An 18,644-nucleotide genomic window follows, 5' to 3' on the forward strand; every position below is an offset into this window, starting at 1 on the left:
CAAGATTCTCTAATTTTTATAACCATTATCGAAAAAATCTGACGACCTGTCAAAGGTTGTCGGTTATTTTCCTCAAAAACTATTCAAAAACGGGAAGCATATGCTTCCCGTTCAAAAAAAATCAGTCTTCGTATCGGATGAGTGAGAAGATGTCGTATCCTTCAAGACGCTCTCGTCCACCGAGTCCGTCGAGTTCGATCAAGAACCCGATTCCTGCCACAACTCCACCGAGCTGCTCAATCATTTTGATTGTCGCTTCAATCGTTCCACCTGTTGCGAGCAAATCATCAAGAATGACAACTTGTTGTCCAGGTTTGATTGAATCTTTGTGCATCGTTAAGATGTCCGTTCCGTACTCGAGACCGTATGATACACGAACTGTCTCACGCGGTAACTTTCCTTCTTTACGTACTGGTACAAACCCGAGTTCGAGCGCATAGGCTGCCGGGCAACCGACGACAAATCCGCGCGCTTCCGGTCCAGCAATCAACTCTGCTCCACGCTCACGTGCATAAGCGACGAGCTCATCTACTGATTTCTTGTAGACTTCGCCATCTTGCATGAGTGACGTGATATCTTTGAAGCTGATTCCTTCCTTCGGATAATCTGCTACTTCTTTAATATGCTGTTTGAAATCCATTTTATGTGTATGCCTCCTGCATCTTGTTCGATCGTAACGATTGTAACCGCTCTTTGAGCTCCGCCAATGACGCGTATACGAAACGCTCTTCGAGTTGTTGGCGTCCAATCCGGCGTTGATAGCACGGCGCCTCGGTCAAATCGCGTTTCGGTGCTTCTGGATTGACTCCAGGCAGTCCGTCTTCCATTGTAACAAGAAATTCGAGTTCAGAGAATACTTGATGCATAAATTGAATCGTATTTTTTGACCATTTTCGCTCTTTTGACAAACGAATCAGGTTTTCACGTAGATTTTTCCGTTCGCAAGTCGCCATATGCACATAATACGTTCGGAAATCCTCACGCGACGGAAGACGTTCAAAGAACGAGTCCCCTTGTCCGAACGCACAATAGATTCGTTCGACACCTTCATGAAGTTTTTCTGCGAGAACCCCTTCATCGTCAGGAAGATCGAGCAGGACAACGAAACGATTGAGTGGTTCATCGTCTTCATGAAGCGGAAAATCCTCTGATGTTCCTTGGAATGACAGGAACGACGTATGTTCTTTCGGCAGGTCCTTCAACTCTTGCACCGACTTTTTCTTCCCGCGGTAGTCAAATACTTGGAAGTCATCGACACGTAAATCTTGAATCATGAGCTGAGGCTTTCGCATCCCGTTCCATTCGTTCACCTGAAGACTCCCCATCACCGAGACATGAGCCATCTGCGAGATTTCCGAGACGACGTGTCCGAACCCGAACCCGATACCATCGAGCTCACGCTTGTCTCCGGCGAGCTGTACTTTCAAATGTGTTGCATCACGTCCGATTTGACGAATGTCACGTAGTTTCGCATCTGCCACGACAACACGTGGTGATGGGTTACCCATCCCAAATGGCGCGAGTTTGCCGATTTCTGTAATCAAATCGAGCGAGACGTCGTTGACCGTCAGTTTCAAATCGACATTGACCCTTGGCACGAACACGTCACCGGGAATCGATTCCGCTTGATGGTTCAGTCGTTCCCGTAGCTCAGCGACGTTTTCAGACTGTAACGTCATCCCTGCCGCGGCTGGGTGTCCCCCGAAGTGTGGCAAGATGTCTTCATTTTTAGAGAGTTCTTTAAACAGGTCAAACCCGTCAATCGATCGCCCCGAACCCTTCGCCTTGCCCGTTTCCGGGTCGTGACAGAGGAGGATGACCGGACGATAGTACGCTTCGACGAGACGAGAAGCGACGATTCCGACAACTCCAGGGTTCCATTTCTCACTCGCGACGACAAGCACACGGTCCTCTGTCATCGATGCTTCGACGAGCTCTTTCGCTTCAGCGGTGATCGTCTTGACGATATCTTGACGCTCTTTATTTTGCTTATCGAGTTGTTTCGCGAGCTCAAGTGCTTCCTCGACATGCTCGGCGAGGAGCATTTGAAGCGCCGGCATCGCCGAGTCGAGGCGACCCGCTGCATTGATACGAGGTCCGAACGCAAAACCGACCGACTCCTCATTCAATACACTGTCACCGAGACCACACACTTCTCGTAATGCTAAAATACCTGGTCGCTTCGAAGCTTCGAGTGCCGCGATTCCTTTTTTCGCTAGCAGTCGATTCTCTCCGTCTAGTGGAACGAGGTCGGCAATCGTGCCAAGAACGGCCAAATCAAGGAGTTCCTCCGGCATTCTTCCTAAAACCGCATGCGCCACTTTAAGGGCAACCCCCGCACCGGCGAGTTTATCGTACGGATAACTCGGGTCGATATGTGGATGGATAACCGCATAGGCGTCCGGGAGTGTCTCTTTCGGCTCGTGGTGATCCGTGATGATCAAATCGACACCAAGGTCTTTCAACAACGCCGCTTCTTCAATCCCAGAAATCCCACAATCCACCGTGATGACCAATGTGAACCCTTCATCGGCCGCCCACTGGAACGCTTCTTTGTTCGGTCCATAACCTTCTGTGAAACGGTTCGGGATATAGCACTCGGCCATGACACCAATTTCAGTCAGGGCGTGCCACATGACAGAAGAGGCGCTGACACCATCGACGTCATAGTCTCCATAGATGAGTACCATCTCACCTTCGTCCACCGACCGCTTGATTCGTGACACGACTTTCTCCATCTGTTCGAACAAGTACGGATCATGAAAGACGAGCTCTTCCTCGGCATACAAAAATGCTTTGGCCGCCTCTACATCCTGATGACCACGCTGAACGAGTAACGTCGCGAGTTGTGCTGATATATTTAATTCGCTTTGTAAACGTGTGACGTCGTCCGGGTTCGTTTCCGGGTAGAGCCACTGTTTCTTCGAATGATACATGTCCTTCACTCCAATCAATTGTAGATTATAGCAGACCGCGTGAAAGATGTGCCGTCTTGACATTTAAAAAGGTCTCCCGTTTGAAGGAAGACCCAGTCGTTACGCCTCTGTGACCGGCGTATCTTTTTTCTTGTTGATGGTTGTACGTTTGATGAGGAGCCATAAGTAAGATGCGATGAAGATGGATGAATACATCCCCATGAAGAGTCCGACCAACAATGCGAGTGAGAACCCACGGATCGACTCAGCACCGAACACATACAAGGCAAGAGCTGTCACGAGGACCGTGATGACAGTGTTGACCGAACGGACAATCGTCTCTTGAATCGAGCGATTGATGATCGACTCATACACGTCCATCGATCGAATTTTCCGTTCTTTTTCATACGACGTGATATTCTCCCGGACCCGGTCGAACGTAACGATCGTATCGTTGACCGAATAACCAATAATCGTCAGAATCGCTGCGATGAAGTATAGGTTGACCTCAACACCAAAGAGCGAGAATGCGACGATCATAAAGAACGCATCGTGTAGCATCGCGACCACAGTCGCCACCGCATAGGAGAATTGGAAGCGTACCGTGATGTAGAGAATGATTCCAATCGAGGCAACCGCTACCGCGTAAAGGGCATTCTTTGCCAAGTCACGACCGACTTGTGCGGATACGGTACTAATGTTCGGATCGTTGCCGAACTGTTCCGTGAAGGCGGTCTTGACGCTCGCAACTTCTTCTTGTCCTAATTGTCCGACGAACGTGACATATGCCAAACGCCCGTCATCCGCATATTGGACGCTTGAAATCTCTTGGTCGACACCCGCGTCATTGAACGCCTGTGTGAACTCTTCTTGCGAGACCCGCTCTTCCGTTTGTACCTCGACACGTGTTCCTGAGGCGAAGTCGATTCCAAGGTTCAATCCCCGGAAGAACAAGAGACCGATTCCAAGAATGACGATTGCCGACGAAATCAAGAACATCGTGCGCATATGTTTGACGTAATTCCATTCAGTAAGCTTAAAGTTCACGGATTTCACTCTCCTTCACACCAAACCATCCTTTACGTTTGTCGAACAGGCGACTTGAGACAAGGAGGTGCATCAAATAACGTGAGATGAACACGTTTGAGATGAACGTCATCGCAATTGAAATCATGAGCATAATCGCAAATCCTTTGACTGAACTCTGTCCGAAATAGAACAAAACAGCAGCCGAGATGAGCGTTGTCAAGTTGGCATCGATGATTGTACTGAGCGAACGACGGTTACCCGCACGGAACGCCGATAAGACCGACTTACCAGAGCGGAGTTCATCTTTGATCCGTTCTGCCGTGATGATGTTCGCATCGACCGCCATCCCGACACCAAGGACGAGTGCCGCGATCCCTGGGAGCGTCAAGACCGCATTGATTCCATTGAAGAACAACATGATTAAATTAATGTATAGAACGAGTGTAATAATCGACACGAGTCCTGGTAGACGATAGAAGAACAACATGAAGAAGAATACAGCGATAATCCCGATTGTTGCGGCAAATACCGTTTCTTCAAGTGCATCTTGACCGAACTGGGCCGATACCGATGTCGAATAAATCTCATCAAGCTTGACCGGAAGCGCACCTGCGTTCAAGATGTCAGCAAGGCGTTGACCGCTATCTGCGTCAATCCCACCACCTGAAATGATGGCTTTATCCGACAAGATTGGCCCGTTGACGGAAGCATCTGACACAATTTTCGAGTTCTCTTTTTGAATTTCTTCCTCGTATGTGTCACCTTCTTCGTAATCGAGCCAAATGACGAGACGATTCTCCGGAGCAGGACGTTGTGAGATTTCTGACGTCACTTCACCGAATTTGTCAGCGGATTGAAGCGTCAACTCAACGATCGGTTGCCCTTGTTGGTTGTAGCTGAGTGCAGCACCACGGGGCGCCAAGTCTTTCCCGTCGAGCAAGACGTTGTCATTTACGTCACGGAACGTCAATTGTGCCGTTGACGAGATGACTTCGCGCGCTTCATTTTGGTTCGACACGCCCGCGAGTTGGACACGGATTCGATTGTTTTCTTCGATTCGAACGTCCGGTTCGGATACCCCGAGGACGTTGATTCGGTTGTTGATGGCGCGAACGGTTGCATTCATCGCCGATTCGTCGATGACATCACCGTCTTCGAGCGGTTGCACTTCATACAAAACTTCGAATCCACCTTTTAGGTCGAGTCCGAGATTCGTGTTCTTGACGACCCATGGTGTCGTGAACACAGCGAGCAGGATTGTCGCAATCATGAGGATCGCGAAAATCACAATGTTGCCTTTTTTGTACATACGACTATTTCCTTTCTAGACCACTGTTCTTGATAAAAACTTCTCTTGTTAACATTACAAATTTTCTAAACATTTATCAATCATTTTCCTAAAATTGTAACGGCTGTTCACAGATTATCTGTCCTAATTTGCGTATAAGACTAAATGTTGTGCATAGGCAAAACTTCATGTATGATAAATCTAACCATTACGAAATTAAAGGAGTCTTCCCTCATGGATAGTACGATTATTTATGCGTTCCTCCTCACCTTGTTTGCAGGACTTGCGACAGGGATCGGGAGTATGATCGCATTCTTTGCGAAACGAACAAACACAGCTTTCTTATCGATATCACTCGGTTTTTCCGGAGGTGTCATGATTTATGTATCATTCATCGAGATTTTCCCAAAAGCGCTTGAAGAGCTCGTTGGCGCACACGGAGAATCCACAGGTACGATTTATACAGTCCTTGCGTTCTTCGGTGGTATGTTCTTGATTGGCTTGATTGATAAATTCATCCCAAAAATGGAGAACCCGCACGAGGTCAAATTCGTTGAATCGATGCAAAATGATCCGTCTACTCAAGAATTGGCGACGACCGCAACAAATGAATCGACCAACATCACTCATCCGGAAACACAAAACCGCCTAAGAAAAATGGGGATTTTCATGGCACTCGCTATCGGAATTCATAACTTTCCTGAAGGGTTGGCGACGTTCATCTCGACACTTGATGATCCTGCCGTCGGTCTTGCCATCGCGATTGCCATCGCCTTGCATAACATTCCGGAAGGGATTGCCGTCTCGGTTCCAATCTATTATGCGACGGGTTCACGGAAGAAGGCGTTCAAGCTTTCGATGTTATCTGGACTTGCCGAACCGGCCGGAGCTGCCATCGGATTTTTGATTCTCATGCCGTTTCTGAGCGACACGGTATTCGGACTATTGTTCGCGGCAGTCGGTGGAATCATGGTATTCATCTCACTTGATGAATTGCTACCTGCCGCCCGCGAATACGGGCGTGCCCATCACTCAATGTATGGAATGGTCGCCGGGATGATTGTTATGGCGACAAGTCTGATTCTATTGATGTAACAAACAATGCCCTGACGAAGCCGTCAGGGCATTGTTTTAATTTGTTTTAAATACATGGACAACATCTTTTAATTCGGACGACATATGGCTCATCGTCTCGGCAATCCCATTGATTTCCTGAATAGCCGCAAGTTGTTCTTCGACGTTCGCACCCGCTTCTTCGACACTGCGCTGTGTCGAGACAGCGTTCGTAGACATATCTTCAACCGATACCGCGACCTCTGTCGTATTGGCACTTACCTCTTCCGTCGCTGCAGCAATCTCACTCATTTGACGCGACGTTTCTTCGATGACCGCTACAATCTTCCGAAACGCTTCGGCCACTTCACCCATTTGCGATACCCCGTTCTCTACGTGCACACTCGACTCCTCAAACGCCGATTCGACTTGTTCTGTGTCCCGCTGAATGTCGCGGACGACGGTTTGAATTTGAATCGCGGACTGCTTTGATTCTTCGGCAAGCTTTCGAACCTCCGCAGCGACGACCGCGAATCCTTTACCATGCTCACCGGCACGTGCCGCTTCTATGGCCGCATTCAAGGCAAGCAAGTTCGTCTGTTCCGTAATGGCTGTAATGGAACGGGTGATTTTTTCAATCTCTAGCGACTGGTTCGACAGACGACTCACCATTTGGTTGGTCATTTCATTTGCCCGACGGATTTCTTGCATTCGCTTCTCGGCCAATTGAACCGTATCTAGTCCACCGTTCGCCGCCTCGAGTGTATGAATCGTCTGTTCATTCACCCCTTGTGAAGCGGCAGCAATTTGATTCAAGCCGTCAACCGCTTGATTGACACCGATCGTTCCTTCCTCCGCGCGCTTGGATGACCCTTGGGCAGCTATATTCATGTCTTCGAATAATCGTGAGACACCTTGTGTCGTCGTTGCCACATGATCTGTGCTTGCGTAAAGTTCCTCTGAATAGGCTGTGACTTTATCTGAAGCTTCTCCCACGCGACGAATCAAACCGACAAGGTTATGTTTCATCTCGTTAAACGCCGTCACAAGGTCTCCAAGTTCATCGTTTGATGCGACTTCGATATCTTCTCCCGTCAAATCACCTTCCGCCATGATTCGGGCTTGACGACCGAGTCGGTTGATCGGTTTTAGGAATAGGCGTTGTAGTGCTAAGAGAGAAAGAATTCCAATTACGACACCGACAACACTGATGACAATCATCCAAAAAATCGAACTTTCTGCATCCTTTTGAACCACCTCCGTCTCAGACTCAAGGAGGCCTCCTTTATACTCGACAAGATCTGTCACCGTCATGCGGACACGGTCCGTTGTAGGCGTCACACTCGTATTGAGTACAGTCTTATATCCAATCTCGTCTTGTTGCTGGCGAAGTTCGATCGCACGATTCATTTCGCGGTCCAACAGTTCGTTAAACTTTTCCAAGTCTTTTAGCCAAGATAAGATTTTCTCATCTGAAGACGATGCGTTGAGTTTTTTCATCAACTCATCACGATTCTCTTGAACCCCCTGTAAACTAATGAGTGTCTTTGGATTGGCGACAAGCATATAATAATTCAAATATCGTTCAGCATCCGTTACTGCCAATGACAAATTTTCTGCGAGGAGCATCTCCTGCATCCCTTCACTGAGAACCCGATCGTAAGCAGCTGTCGATTGTCTCAACTGATATGACCCGAGTGCTCCAACAATGACGAGGGCGATAATCGTCGGAACTAGTGCGATCGCCATACGTCTTTTAAGTGAAGAACGTCTATTTTGTTTCACACCGCTTCGTTCCCGTGTCCACCCTTTCCAATTTTTGAACGGTCTTACAAATCGTTTCACATCCATATCGTTCGTTCTCCTTCATCTCGGATTTCTTCTCACCTTGACATTAATGCAAACGTTTTCACTATTCAAATCGATTTTTCGAAATAAGGTGGATGAATTTGAAACTAATTCATTTTGACAAAAATAAGTCATCTTTTGTATACTTTAAATCGTAATAATTACGTTTTTTTGAGGTATTCAAATTAATGTTGAAAATACATCGGTATTAATTATTGGTGGTGGTGTCCACGGAATGACACTCGCCGTCTCTATGTCACATCTTCGTTCGACTCGTGTCCTTCACTCGAATCGTTTATTGACCATGCCCTGATGATATGGAGCTCTGGTCTCAAATGGTCACCTCGAGTGACAAGAGGCAGCCCGAAGAATTCTCCCCCAACTTCTCTCGACACAAAAAAGCGTCCGACCGTAACGGTCAGACGCTTACTTGCTTATTCCTCAAATGAGGCATTCGCTTTTTTCACGACTTCTGCCACTGCACTTCGGTTGAAGCGAAGAAGCGACTGGTCGCATTTCAAAACGACATGTGTGTCTTCGATTTGATGAACGACGCCGTGTAAACCGCCGATTGTGACAACGCTGTCGCCACGCTCGAGGGCGTTTTGCATCGATTGTACTTCTTTTTGGCGTTTCGTCTGTGGACGAATCAAAAGGAAGTAAAATACGACGAAAATCAAGATCATTGGTAATAACGCAACGAGTGTTTCCATGTGTAACATTCACCCTTTCCTTCAATATCAGGTTCATTATACCGTGAAACTGAAACAATGTCACATAATGTCCGACACGATTTCTTAGAAATTCTTCGCGTTCGGCTTGTTGTAACCGTATTCTTCGAAGAACTCTTCTTTGAAATCGAGCAAACGGTCTTCACGAATCGCTTGACGAACCTGCTCCATCAACTTCACGAGGAAGTGAAGGTTATGTGTCGTACACAAGTGAAGTCCGAACATCTCTTCCGCACGAATCAAGTGATGGACATACGCACGCGAATAATTTTTACACGTGTTACAGTCACACTTCTCATCGATTGGACCGAAGTCCGTCTTATATTTTGCTTGTTTAATCGTGACACGACCTTTTGATGTCATGAGCGTCCCGTTACGTGCGATTCGTGTCGGAAGGACGCAATCGAACATGTCGATTCCACGAATCGATCCTTCAATCAATGCATCTGGCGAGCCGACACCCATCAAATAGCGTGGTTTGTTTTCAGGCATGAGAGGTGTCGTGAATTCAAGGGCACGATACATAACGTCTTTCGGTTCACCGACCGAGAGACCTCCTACCGCATATCCTGGAAAATCGAGTGAGACAAGGTCTTGCGCGCTTTGACGACGAAGATCTTCATATTCTCCACCTTGAATAATACCGAAGAGCGCTTGGTCTTCTGGACGTTCGTGTGCCTCGAGGCAACGTTCTGCCCAACGGCTCGTACGTTCGACCGACTTCTTCATGTATTCATGTGTCGCCGGATATGGCGGGCACTCATCAAATGCCATCATAATATCCGACCCGAGCGCGTTTTGAATCTCCATCGCTTTCTCAGGTGACAAGAACAACTTGTCTCCGTTCAAGTGATTGCGGAAATGGACACCTTCTTCTTGAATGTTTCGAAGATCAGCGAGAGAGAACACTTGAAAGCCGCCTGAGTCCGTTAGAATCGCGCCATCCCAGTTCATGAATTTATGAAGACCGCCGGCTTGTTTGATGACGTCATGGCCCGGACGTACCCATAGATGGTACGTGTTCGACAAGATGATGTTCGCGCCCATCGCCTTGACTTGTTCTGGTGCCATCGTTTTAACGCTCGCTTGCGTTCCGACCGGCATGAAGACCGGTGTCTCGAATGAGCCATGCGGCGTATGGACGATCCCGTGCCGCGCTCCGGTCTGCTTACATGTGTGAATGTGTTCGTAAGTGACTGCATGTTTTGTCATTTTGTTACTTCCTTCCTCGTGATAAGCATCGCATCTCCAAAGCTGAAGAAGCGGTATCGTTCTGCGACCGCAGTCCGATAAGCGTTTAAGATGATGTCGCGCGTCGCGAACGCCGAGACGAGCATGACGAGTGTCGATTTTGGAAGATGGAAGTTCGTGATCAATCCATCGATTGCCTTCAACTCCACACCAGGGTAAATAAAGATATCCGTCCAGCCCGATGACTCGACGAAGTCCCCATGGTCTCGCATGATGGTCTCGAGCGTCCGCGTCGACGTCGTCCCAACCGCAAAGATGCGACCACCTTGAGCTCGAACATCTTGGAGCGCTGTTGCGGACTCTGCTGACAACTCAAAATATTCGCTATGCATCGTATGTTCTTCAATCGAATCAGCCGTCACTGGACGGAACGTACCGAGACCCACGTGTAGTGTGAGTGGAATCAACCGAACGCCTTTCCCTTTGGCTGCCTCAAGTAATTCTTCTGTGAAATGAAGACCTGCTGTCGGTGCCGCTGCACTGCCTCGTTCTCGTGCATAGACCGTTTGGTATCGGTCCTGGTCGTCGAGTTGTTCGCGAATATACGGCGGGAGTGGCATTGTACCGAGCTCGTCTAAAATTTCATAGAAGATCCCGTCGTAGTCAAACTTGAAACGACGTCCTCCTTCCGGGAGCTCCTCGACGCATTCTGCGCGGAGAAGTCCGTCGCCGAACTCGACGATGGCACCGATGCGTACTTTTTTTGCAGGTTTGACGAGTGCTTCCCACACATCGTCTTCCGTCTGCTTCAACAAGAGCAGTTCGACTTTCCCACCCGTCTCTTGTTTCGCACCGAAAAGACGTGCCGGTAAGACGCGTGAATCGTTGACGACGAGCGCATCTCCCGCGTGCAAGTAATCGATCACGTCACGGAAATGACGATGCTCGATGTCCCCCGTCTCGCGGTCTAACACGAGCAGTCGTGAGCTTGTTCGATCGAGTAACGGGACTTGTGCGATCAACTCTTCCGGTAATTCAAAATCATAATCGTTTACGTTTAATTGAATATCTTGCATACCTTACTCCTCTTCCTCAACATAACCAAAATACGACTTGGCAAACTGTGTAATCATGCGTCCTCGCGGCGTGCGCTGCAAGAATCCTTGTTGTAATAAATATGGCTCATAGACGTCTTCAATCGTCTGAGCATCCTCACCGATCGTAGCGGCGAGCGTCTCGAGTCCGACCGGTCCACCTCCGAACCGTTCGACCATGGACCGAAGTAACCGGTGATCGACTTCATCGAGACCGAGCGCATCGACGTGAAGACGGTCGAGCGCGTCGGATGCGAGCGCGGGGTCGATTTCTTTCGTTCCAGCCACTTGTGCGAAGTCACGAACACGTCGCAATAACCGGTTCGCGATTCGTGGCGTCCCGCGCGATCGTTTCGCAATCGCTCCGCTCGCCTCAGGTGAAATCGAGAGACGGAACAACTGTGCCGTCCGACTGACAATGGCCGCTAATTCATGCGGTTCATAATATTCAAGCTTCAGTGTGACGCCGAAACGGTCACGAAGTGGTGCCGACAACATCCCAGCCCGTGTGGTGGCTCCGACGAGTGTGAACGGTGGCAGGTCGATGCGCACACTTCGTGCCATCTCGCCTTGTCCGTAGACGATGTCGAGACAGTAGTCCTCCATCGCTGGATAGAGAATCTCTTCGATTGTCCGGCTCAACCGGTGAATCTCGTCGATGAATAAGACGTCTCCCGGCTCGAGTGTCGAGAGGATTGCCGCCAAATCACCTGGTCGTTCGATTGCAGGTCCGGCCGTCGTCTTGATCCCGACGCCCATCTCGTTGGCGATGATTTGGGCAAGTGTCGTCTTTCCAAGTCCAGGTGGTCCGTATAACAATACGTGGTCGAGCGTCTCACTGCGAAGTTTGGCGGCCTGAATGAAGACTGACAAATTGCCTTTCGCTTTTTCTTGCCCGATATATTGCTCGAAGCGCTGCGGACGTAAGCTCCACTCTTCAGAGTCTTCATATTGCTGATGAGATTGTGACAACAATCGTTCGTCCATAGCTTCCTCCTTATTTCAATAACAGCTGTAGCGCGCGTTTTATGTACGCGTCGGTCGTCAAGATTTCCCCGCTCAATGCTTTGCGTACTTTCGCAATCTCTCGTTCAGAATATCCGAGTGCGACGAGCGCTTCACACGCCTCGTCTAGTTCTGATGCACCTTGTGCGAACAATCCTTCGTTCGGCACATAATCCGGTGCGAGTTCGGATAGCTTCCCTTTTAGGTCGAGGGCCATCTGTTTAGCCGTCTTCTTCCCGACTCCCGGGAACTTCGTCAAATACTTCTCATTCTCGGTTTCAATCGCATCAATCAACGCATCGATATCGCCAGATGCGACGATGGCGAGCGCACCTTTTGGTCCAATCCCGCTGACGCTGAGGAGTTTATTGAACAGCTCACGCTCGCGACGTGACCGGAAACCGTATAGCGTCTGTTGGTCTTCACGCACGTAATGATGCGTAAATACGATTACATGTTCGTCTTGTTCACGATAAAAAAACGGGTTAGGCACATGTACTTTGTAGCCGACGCCCGAAACATCTAACGTTATATATTCCGCACACACATAGGCGACGGGTCCTTTTACGAATTCAATCACGGTGTACTCTCCTTTTCGGTCGGAAAAACTGCATTTATTGTACCATAACGGACGACACGAAAAAAGGACAGGCGTTTACCTGTCCTGAAGCGATTATCGTGCCATCATCCGTTCAAGCGCACGTTTCGACAATTCTGTCGTGTCAGCATCGACACGAATCACATTCACTGGATCGGTCTCGAGTGATTCAAGCGACCAAAGTAGATGTTGCAAGTCGATTCGATTCATCGTGAGGCACGGACACATGAACGGGTTCAATGAGACGATATTAAGATGTGGGTGCGTGGCCGCCAAACGGTTGACGAGGTTCATCTCCGTTCCGACCGCCCATTTCGTCCCCGGCGCACTCGCATCAATCTTGTCGATGATATACGATGTCGATCCCGCCTCATCCGCTGCCTGAACGACGTCAAACGTACATTCCGGATGAACGATGATGCGGCGGTCCGGTTCGCGCTCACGAAACGTCTGAATTTGCGAGACGGTGAACTTCTCATGGACGGAACAGTGTCCTTTCCAAAGGACGACCCGAATTTGTTCGAGCTCGCCTTCCGCAACCAATTCTTCGTGAAGTGGGTCCCAGATGGCCATCGCCTCGAGCGGGACCCCTAGGTCATATGCCGTGTTCCGACCAAGGTGTTGATCCGGAAGAAATAAAATTCGTTCGCCGGCCTCAAGTGCCCATTTGACAATTTCATGAGCGTTTGACGAAGTGACGGTCGCCCCACCGTGACGACCGACGAACGCTTTGATGGCCGCTGTTGAATTGACGTATGTAATCGGGATGATTCCTTCTCCAAATCGTTCCGTCAGTTCTTCCCAGGCAATCTCCGTCTGATCGATATCGGCCATGTCTGCCATCGAACAACCGGCACGCATATCGGGCAAGACGACAATCTGGTCGTCCCGCGTCAACATATCTGCCGTCTCTGCCATGAAATGTACGCCACAGAAGACGATGAATTCCGCCTCGCTCATCTTTTCCGCGAGTCGCGCGAGCTGGAGCGAATCTCCTGTCGCGTCTGCGAACTGGACGACTTCGTCTTTTTGATAATGATGTGCCGGCAAGAACAGTCGCTTCCCGAGTCGATCTTTGACTGCCTGAATCCGCGTCTCCATTTCTTCCACCGAAAGGTTAGCGTACGTCGGTGGAAGTGTTCCGAGTAGTTGCATATTTCATTCCTCCTTGTAAATTCATACTACAGTCGAGCGCGCGCACTGAATGGGTCAATTGCCCGAGGGAGATCACATCGATGCGAATTCCTTTGTATGTGTCAATCGAATCGATCGTAATGCCCCCGGACACCTCGGTTTTGATATGACGTGGGATATGCCGGACCCATTCTCTCAATTCATCCGGTGTACGATTATCAAGCATCACAATATCTGGATTCGCCGGAATCGCCTCTAAGAGCTGTGTGAACGTCTCGACCTCGACTTCAATCGGGGTCGTATGCCCCACTTTAGCGCGTGCGGCATGAATGGCCTCTGTCACACCACCGAGTGCGACGATATGGTTGTCTTTGATCATGACGGCATCGTCGAGTCGAAGTCGATGGTTATAGCCGCCGCCGACTCGAACCGCATACTTCTCAAGCATACGAAGGCCCGGGGTCGTCTTCCGTGTATCGGTCACGTGAATGGATTCGTCATTGAGAGAATCAACGCACTGACGTGTCATGGTCGCAACACCACTCACGTGTTGAATCACATTCAATAGGACGCGCTCCGTCTCTAAAAGGACACGCGTCTTTCCTTTCAAGACGATCAGTTCGTCGCCGATCGCGATTTGATGACCATCTTCTTGGCAGAACAAGACATCAAACTGCTGAATCGTAGCAAGTTCTTGAACGATTGGTTTTCCGCAAAAGATTCCTTCTTCTTTCGCAACGATTGTTGCGATCGATTCATCATCCGGGTCAATCAACGCACTCGATAAATCGCCGAATCCGATGTCTTCAATCAAAAAGTTCTGCAGCTGTTCGCGTAGATAAATCGTGTTCATCATACCTCTCCATTTCAAGGATGCTTTGCGCGAGAAGACGCGCTGCATCGAGTTGTAAAGTTTGTTCACTTAATTGTCTTGTCACGTGTTTCGTCAAGGTCAATGATTGGGTATTTTGTAAGAAACATTTCATTTCTTCAAGACTTGGTGAGATTGTCAACCATTTACCGATTTGATGACGTAACGTTCGGAAGTCGTCCGGTTTGATGTCGTAAGCCATCGTCTCACTTGACGTAAAAGGTGAGTCATGTAGTTGAAGCGCTCGCGCGACCCGTTTCCCGAACACCCAACATTCAAGAAGCGAGTTCGAAGCCAACCGATTCGTCCCATGGACTCCTGTATCCGCGACTTCACCGACTGCGTATAATCCATCAACGCCAGTTCTTCCCATGTCATCCACTTCGATTCCACCCATATGAAAATGAAGACCTGGACGTACCGGAATCCGGTGACGATCAATCCCAAGCTTGTCGCATGTCAAAGCGAGTTTCGGGAAGCGGTCCCGTAGTCGTTTCACTGTCGTCGTATCTAGATAAACAGGTCCTGCTTGTTCATTCAGGACCCAAGCCACCTCATCTCGAGGAGCGAGACTGCCAAGCGGATGATGCGCCATCACATGGTTTCCTCCCTCATCAACGAGCGTCGCCCCGGCTCCTCGGAGCGCCTCGGTTACGAGGTGAGGCTCATCGGTCGCCAGTAATGTGGGGTGAAATTGAATCCGCTGTAAGTGTGTCAGCTTAGCACCACATCGATTTGCCAGAACGAGACCATCGCCGGTCACGGTATGCGCGTTTGAAGTCCAATCGATCAGTCCACCAATGCCACCTGTCGCCAACACGACAGCACCGGCTTCAATGTGTAGGACTTCTTCTTTATGAAACGCCATCGCACCGACGACTCGTCCTTCTTTCATCACCAGGTCATGTACGAGGACGTGTTCGAGCATTTTCACGTTGTCTGACAACGACTGACGTAATTGTCGCATGACATGGCGACCCGTCTCGTCGCCACCGGCATGAAAAATTCGATGCGCTCGATGTGCGCCTTCTCGTCCGAGGGCATACTCGCCCTCTTCAAAATCAAATCGGACACCAAATCGCTCCATCTCTTCAATCGATTGACGACCTTCTTCGACGAGAATGTCTACTCGTGCTGAGCACGATGTCATGTTTGAAGCGAACATCGAATCTTCTTTATGTGCCTCACTCGTCTCCTCAAGATACGAACTCGCAATTCCTCCTTGTGCCAAATCTGAGTTACTCTCCGTCACCCCGCCTTTTGAAACGAGGAGAACAGATAAAGAACCCGGCACATGCAAGGCCGTTGTGACAGCGGCAAGTCCAGTACCAATAATCAAAATGTCAGTTCTCTCTTTTTGTAAAGACACCTGTATATCACCTGTATTCCATATGTAATATTGACTTGTAAACTAGTTTCGCATAATTTTGTGTAGAAGACAACATGAGAAAAGGGGAGTCCATGATGAACCGCTACTTCGACTACGCCGCTACACATCCAATGACACATGCTGCATTAGACCATTACGTGGCTATGGCCCAAAACGTTTATGGGAACCCATCATCACTCCACACACAAGGATATATAGCTGAAGATTATTTAACTGAGGCACGACGTCTATTCAAACAAGCGCTCGGAATTGACGTCTTACGCGGAAAATTATTGTTTACCGGAAATGGATCTGAGAGTAACTACATCGCGCTCACAAGTTTACGGAAACGTATGAAAGGCAAAGAAGTGATTACGTCTTGGCATGAACATGATTCGGTCTCCCTTCCACTTGAAGAATGGGAACGGGAAGGTGTGATTGTACATCGTTTGAAGTTAAAAGCTGGAAAGTTTGATTCGGACCAGTTTACGCACCTACTTGACCGTGACATCGGACTCGTCACGCTCCAACACGTCAATTCCGACACAGGATGGGTGTTACCGCTTCATCACATTCAATGTTTACTGAAGTACAGAAAAATCCTCTTCCATGTGGATGGGGTACAGGCACTCGGGAAAATCCCAATCTCTGTCGAAGGCATCGACGCCTACTCGTTCAGCGCCCATAAGGTCGGGGGACCAAAAGGCGTGGGGGCGCTTTATATGGAACGATTGATTCCACCGCCATACTATCCAGGTCATCATCAATACGGGATTCGTCCCGGTACGATTGACGTACCCGGAATCAGCTCTTTCGTGAAAGCACTCGGGGAACGACAGGAGCAATTGACGCGTTTTCAGAGAAATTTCATGGCGTTTCGTGCTATCTTGAAAGAGAAGACTTCAAGGTATGTCAATTGGCTCGAGTTTGACGAACAAAGTCCCGCTATCTTTTCCTTCGTGTCACATCAACGCGATGGGCAATGGTGGATGACTGAGCTCGATGATCTCGGGTTCCAAGTATCGGCCGGTTCGGCATGTCGTGCCGGCCAGAATGGACCGAACCGCATGCTCGAAGCACTCGGATATGAAACGAGTGCCTGCCATGGACTCGTCCGTATTTCCTTCGGCGCACAAACGACCGTCGAAGACACATCGGCCCTCGCCGATGCCATCGTCACTTTAGCAAGGAGAGTCGAACATCATGAACAAACGTTTAGCCGGTGAAGAACGCCGTCACACTTTACTTCAGCTGATTGAATCGAGCGCTGAACCAATCACAGGATCTGAACTCGCAAGGCACGTATCTGTCAGTCGTCAAGTCATCGTCCAAGACTTGTCGCTCTTAAAAGCGAAAGGTCATCAAATCATCGCCACAGCCCGTGGTTATGTCTATTTGCACGGGGACCTTACCCCGTCTACTTATTCAAAAAAGGTAGCTTGTCGTCACACTGCAAACGAGATGGAGGCAGAAATGAACGCCATCGTTGATGAAGGAGTCACGATCAAAGACGTCGTCATCGATCACCCAGTTTACGGTTCTATCACCGGTCAACTTATGGTGAAGAGTCGACGCGACGTTCGCGCATTTCTCGAACGTGTCAAAACACATGGGGCCTCCCCGCTCTCACAACTGACCGGGGGCTTACACATCCATACGCTCGAAGCAGATCATAAAGAGGCAATCGATGCTGCGGTGAAAGAACTCGACCGCCTCGGCATCCTCGTATCCGAATTAGATTGAAGGGCTGTCACGAATATGTGACATCTCTTCTTTTTCTTTTGGTTCATGTCCGTTATACTGATGGATGGAACATCTTTCCTGAAACTTTTGAAAGGAGGACTTGTCATGAACGTTCTCGAGCATTTGCTTGCCGCATGCGGTGTCTTCAGCATCCCCATCGGTATCTTGATTCAATTCATCCCGAACGAACTCGTCCTCGCATACGGCGGCTTTCTCGTTGACTCACATGATGCGCCTTTCTTTCTTATGTTCCTACTGGCGTGGTTTTCATTCACGCTCAGTCAAATCGCTCTCTATTGGATTGGTCGGTACGGCGGTCGTCCCGTCGCCTTAAAACTGTATCGCTATTTTCGAATTCGGTCGGACAAGCAACTTCGGGCCGAACGATGGTTTGAGAAGTACGGGGCTTGGATCGTCTGTCTCAGTCTCTTTTGGCGACAGTTGTTCGCAGTGAGTGCCGGTGTGATGCGTCTGTCATTCCGTAAATTCTTGACAGTGACGACATTGATTTTTGCGGCCTGGTCCTTCGTGTTTATTCATGTAGGGATGATGCTCGGCAATAACTGGCGGATGATCGGGCACTTCATGGACAATGTTCTCCCATTCCTAGCATTTGGAATCGGCACGACCCTCGTCATTCGTCATTTTCGCCACCAACCAAAGCGTATGAAAGAATCCGCCTAAACTGAACTGCCCCATAAAAGTTGGACATGAAAAATCCAACTTTTATGGGGTGTTTTTTATGACCAAATATTCAAAGGCATTGAAAGTCCAA

The 18,644-nt window shown here is 49.0% G+C and carries 15 protein-coding genes and 1 pseudogene; 4 read left to right on the forward strand and 12 right to left on the reverse strand.

All coding sequences use genetic code 11. The features are described from left to right. Positions 1-121: 121 nt before the first annotated feature. The 3 genes and pseudogenes from KNO76_RS02105 to secD all read right to left on the reverse strand — a co-directional run bounded on the left by KNO76_RS02105 (position 122) and on the right by secD (position 5,253). Positions 122-640, reverse strand: a complete 519-nt coding sequence (locus tag KNO76_RS02105; RefSeq protein ID WP_214702380.1) for an adenine phosphoribosyltransferase — start codon at positions 638-640, stop codon at positions 122-124. Position 641: 1 nt separating this feature from the next. Further along, positions 642-2,999, reverse strand: a complete 2,358-nt coding sequence (gene recJ / locus KNO76_RS02110; protein ID WP_251127836.1) for a single-stranded-DNA-specific exonuclease RecJ — start codon at positions 2,997-2,999, stop codon at positions 642-644. Positions 3,000-3,035: 36 nt separating this feature from the next. After that, positions 3,036-5,253: pseudogene (gene secD, locus KNO76_RS14280) on the reverse strand (protein translocase subunit SecD). A gap of 213 nt (positions 5,254-5,466) precedes the next feature. On the opposite strand from secD, the gene zupT reads away from it, so the two are divergent. Then, positions 5,467-6,327 carry a zinc transporter ZupT gene (zupT, locus tag KNO76_RS02125; protein ID WP_214881961.1) on the forward strand — a complete coding sequence of 287 codons (861 nt, stop codon included), beginning with the start codon at positions 5,467-5,469 and terminating at the stop codon, positions 6,325-6,327. Between the two features lie 36 nt (positions 6,328-6,363). Here the strand turns inward: zupT and KNO76_RS02130 are convergent, their stop codons facing one another. The 9 genes from KNO76_RS02130 to KNO76_RS02170 all read right to left on the reverse strand — a co-directional run bounded on the left by KNO76_RS02130 (position 6,364) and on the right by KNO76_RS02170 (position 16,126). Then, positions 6,364-8,136, reverse strand: coding sequence for a methyl-accepting chemotaxis protein (locus KNO76_RS02130; RefSeq protein ID WP_214881964.1), 1,773 nt, complete (start codon positions 8,134-8,136; stop codon positions 6,364-6,366). A 431-nt stretch (positions 8,137-8,567) separates the two neighbouring features. Beyond that, positions 8,568-8,855 carry a preprotein translocase subunit YajC gene (yajC, locus tag KNO76_RS02135; RefSeq protein WP_200868285.1) on the reverse strand — a complete coding sequence of 96 codons (288 nt, stop codon included), beginning with the start codon at positions 8,853-8,855 and terminating at the stop codon, positions 8,568-8,570. 75 nt (positions 8,856-8,930) lie between these two features. After that, positions 8,931-10,076 (reverse strand): tRNA guanosine(34) transglycosylase Tgt, encoded by a 1,146-nt coding sequence (tgt, locus tag KNO76_RS02140; protein ID WP_026826453.1) that lies wholly within the window; start codon positions 10,074-10,076, stop codon positions 8,931-8,933. Then, positions 10,073-11,131: a tRNA preQ1(34) S-adenosylmethionine ribosyltransferase-isomerase QueA gene (gene queA, locus KNO76_RS02145; protein WP_214881967.1), complete on the reverse strand. Its 1,059-nt coding sequence runs from the start codon at positions 11,129-11,131 to the stop codon at positions 10,073-10,075. The genes tgt and queA overlap by 4 nt, the downstream gene beginning before the upstream one ends. A 3-nt stretch (positions 11,132-11,134) precedes the next feature. Continuing rightward, positions 11,135-12,136 (reverse strand): Holliday junction branch migration DNA helicase RuvB, encoded by a 1,002-nt coding sequence (gene ruvB, locus KNO76_RS02150; protein WP_214881970.1) that lies wholly within the window; start codon positions 12,134-12,136, stop codon positions 11,135-11,137. Between the two features lie 10 nt (positions 12,137-12,146). Next, positions 12,147-12,734, reverse strand: a complete 588-nt coding sequence (gene ruvA, locus KNO76_RS02155; RefSeq protein ID WP_015881166.1) for a Holliday junction branch migration protein RuvA — start codon at positions 12,732-12,734, stop codon at positions 12,147-12,149. 93 nt (positions 12,735-12,827) lie between these two features. Continuing rightward, complete coding sequence (nadA, locus tag KNO76_RS02160; RefSeq protein ID WP_214881973.1) at positions 12,828-13,907, reverse strand: quinolinate synthase NadA; 1,080 nt, start codon at positions 13,905-13,907, stop codon at positions 12,828-12,830. Beyond that, positions 13,870-14,739, reverse strand: coding sequence for a carboxylating nicotinate-nucleotide diphosphorylase (gene nadC / locus KNO76_RS02165; protein WP_214881976.1), 870 nt, complete (start codon positions 14,737-14,739; stop codon positions 13,870-13,872). The genes nadA and nadC overlap by 38 nt, the downstream gene beginning before the upstream one ends. Then, a complete protein-coding gene (locus KNO76_RS02170; protein WP_214881979.1) occupies positions 14,693-16,126 on the reverse strand; it encodes an L-aspartate oxidase in 1,434 nt (477 codons plus the stop codon). Before KNO76_RS02170 ends, nadC begins: the two co-directional genes overlap by 47 nt. Before the next feature lie 95 nt (positions 16,127-16,221). Here KNO76_RS02170 and KNO76_RS02175 point away from each other — a divergent pair, with 95 nt between their 5' ends. The 3 genes from KNO76_RS02175 to KNO76_RS02185 all read left to right on the forward strand — a co-directional run bounded on the left by KNO76_RS02175 (position 16,222) and on the right by KNO76_RS02185 (position 18,553). After that, a complete protein-coding gene (locus KNO76_RS02175) occupies positions 16,222-17,352 on the forward strand; it encodes a cysteine desulfurase family protein (RefSeq protein WP_214881982.1) in 1,131 nt (376 codons plus the stop codon). After that, complete coding sequence (locus KNO76_RS02180; protein ID WP_214881985.1) at positions 17,330-17,869, forward strand: transcription repressor NadR; 540 nt, start codon at positions 17,330-17,332, stop codon at positions 17,867-17,869. Before KNO76_RS02175 ends, KNO76_RS02180 begins: the two co-directional genes overlap by 23 nt. Positions 17,870-17,974: 105 nt before the next feature. Further along, the gene (locus KNO76_RS02185) at positions 17,975-18,553 is read left to right on the forward strand and encodes a DedA family protein (protein WP_214881988.1); all 579 of its coding nucleotides are present in this window, start codon (positions 17,975-17,977) and stop codon (positions 18,551-18,553) included. Positions 18,554-18,644: the final 91 nt, after the last annotated feature.

It is taken from the genome of Exiguobacterium sp. s101 (genome assembly GCF_018617835.1).
In the GTDB taxonomy this organism is placed as follows: Bacteria; Bacillota; Bacilli; order Exiguobacteriales; family Exiguobacteriaceae; genus Exiguobacterium; species Exiguobacterium marinum.

Bases quoted from the DNA above. Each gene is read 5' to 3' on its own strand.
- KNO76_RS02105 (WP_214702380.1), bottom strand. From the start codon at position 640: ATGGATTTCAAACAGCATATTAAAGAAGTAGCAGATTATCCGAAGGAA.
- recJ (WP_251127836.1), bottom strand. From the start codon at position 2,999: ATGTCAAGACGGCACATCTTTCACGCGGTCTGCTATAATCTACAATTG.
- zupT (WP_214881961.1), top strand. From the start codon at position 5,467: ATGGATAGTACGATTATTTATGCGTTCCTCCTCACCTTGTTTGCAGGA.
- KNO76_RS02130 (WP_214881964.1), bottom strand. From the start codon at position 8,136: ATGGATGTGAAACGATTTGTAAGACCGTTCAAAAATTGGAAAGGGTGG.
- yajC (WP_200868285.1), bottom strand. From the start codon at position 8,855: ATGTTACACATGGAAACACTCGTTGCGTTATTACCAATGATCTTGATT.
- tgt (WP_026826453.1), bottom strand. From the start codon at position 10,076: ATGACAAAACATGCAGTCACTTACGAACACATTCACACATGTAAGCAG.
- queA (WP_214881967.1), bottom strand. From the start codon at position 11,131: ATGCAAGATATTCAATTAAACGTAAACGATTATGATTTTGAATTACCG.
- ruvB (WP_214881970.1), bottom strand. From the start codon at position 12,136: ATGGACGAACGATTGTTGTCACAATCTCATCAGCAATATGAAGACTCT.
- nadA (WP_214881973.1), bottom strand. From the start codon at position 13,907: ATGCAACTACTCGGAACACTTCCACCGACGTACGCTAACCTTTCGGTG.
- nadC (WP_214881976.1), bottom strand. From the start codon at position 14,739: ATGAACACGATTTATCTACGCGAACAGCTGCAGAACTTTTTGATTGAA.
- KNO76_RS02175 (WP_214881982.1), top strand. From the start codon at position 16,222: ATGAACCGCTACTTCGACTACGCCGCTACACATCCAATGACACATGCT.
- KNO76_RS02180 (WP_214881985.1), top strand. From the start codon at position 17,330: ATGAACAAACGTTTAGCCGGTGAAGAACGCCGTCACACTTTACTTCAG.
- KNO76_RS02185 (WP_214881988.1), top strand. From the start codon at position 17,975: ATGAACGTTCTCGAGCATTTGCTTGCCGCATGCGGTGTCTTCAGCATC.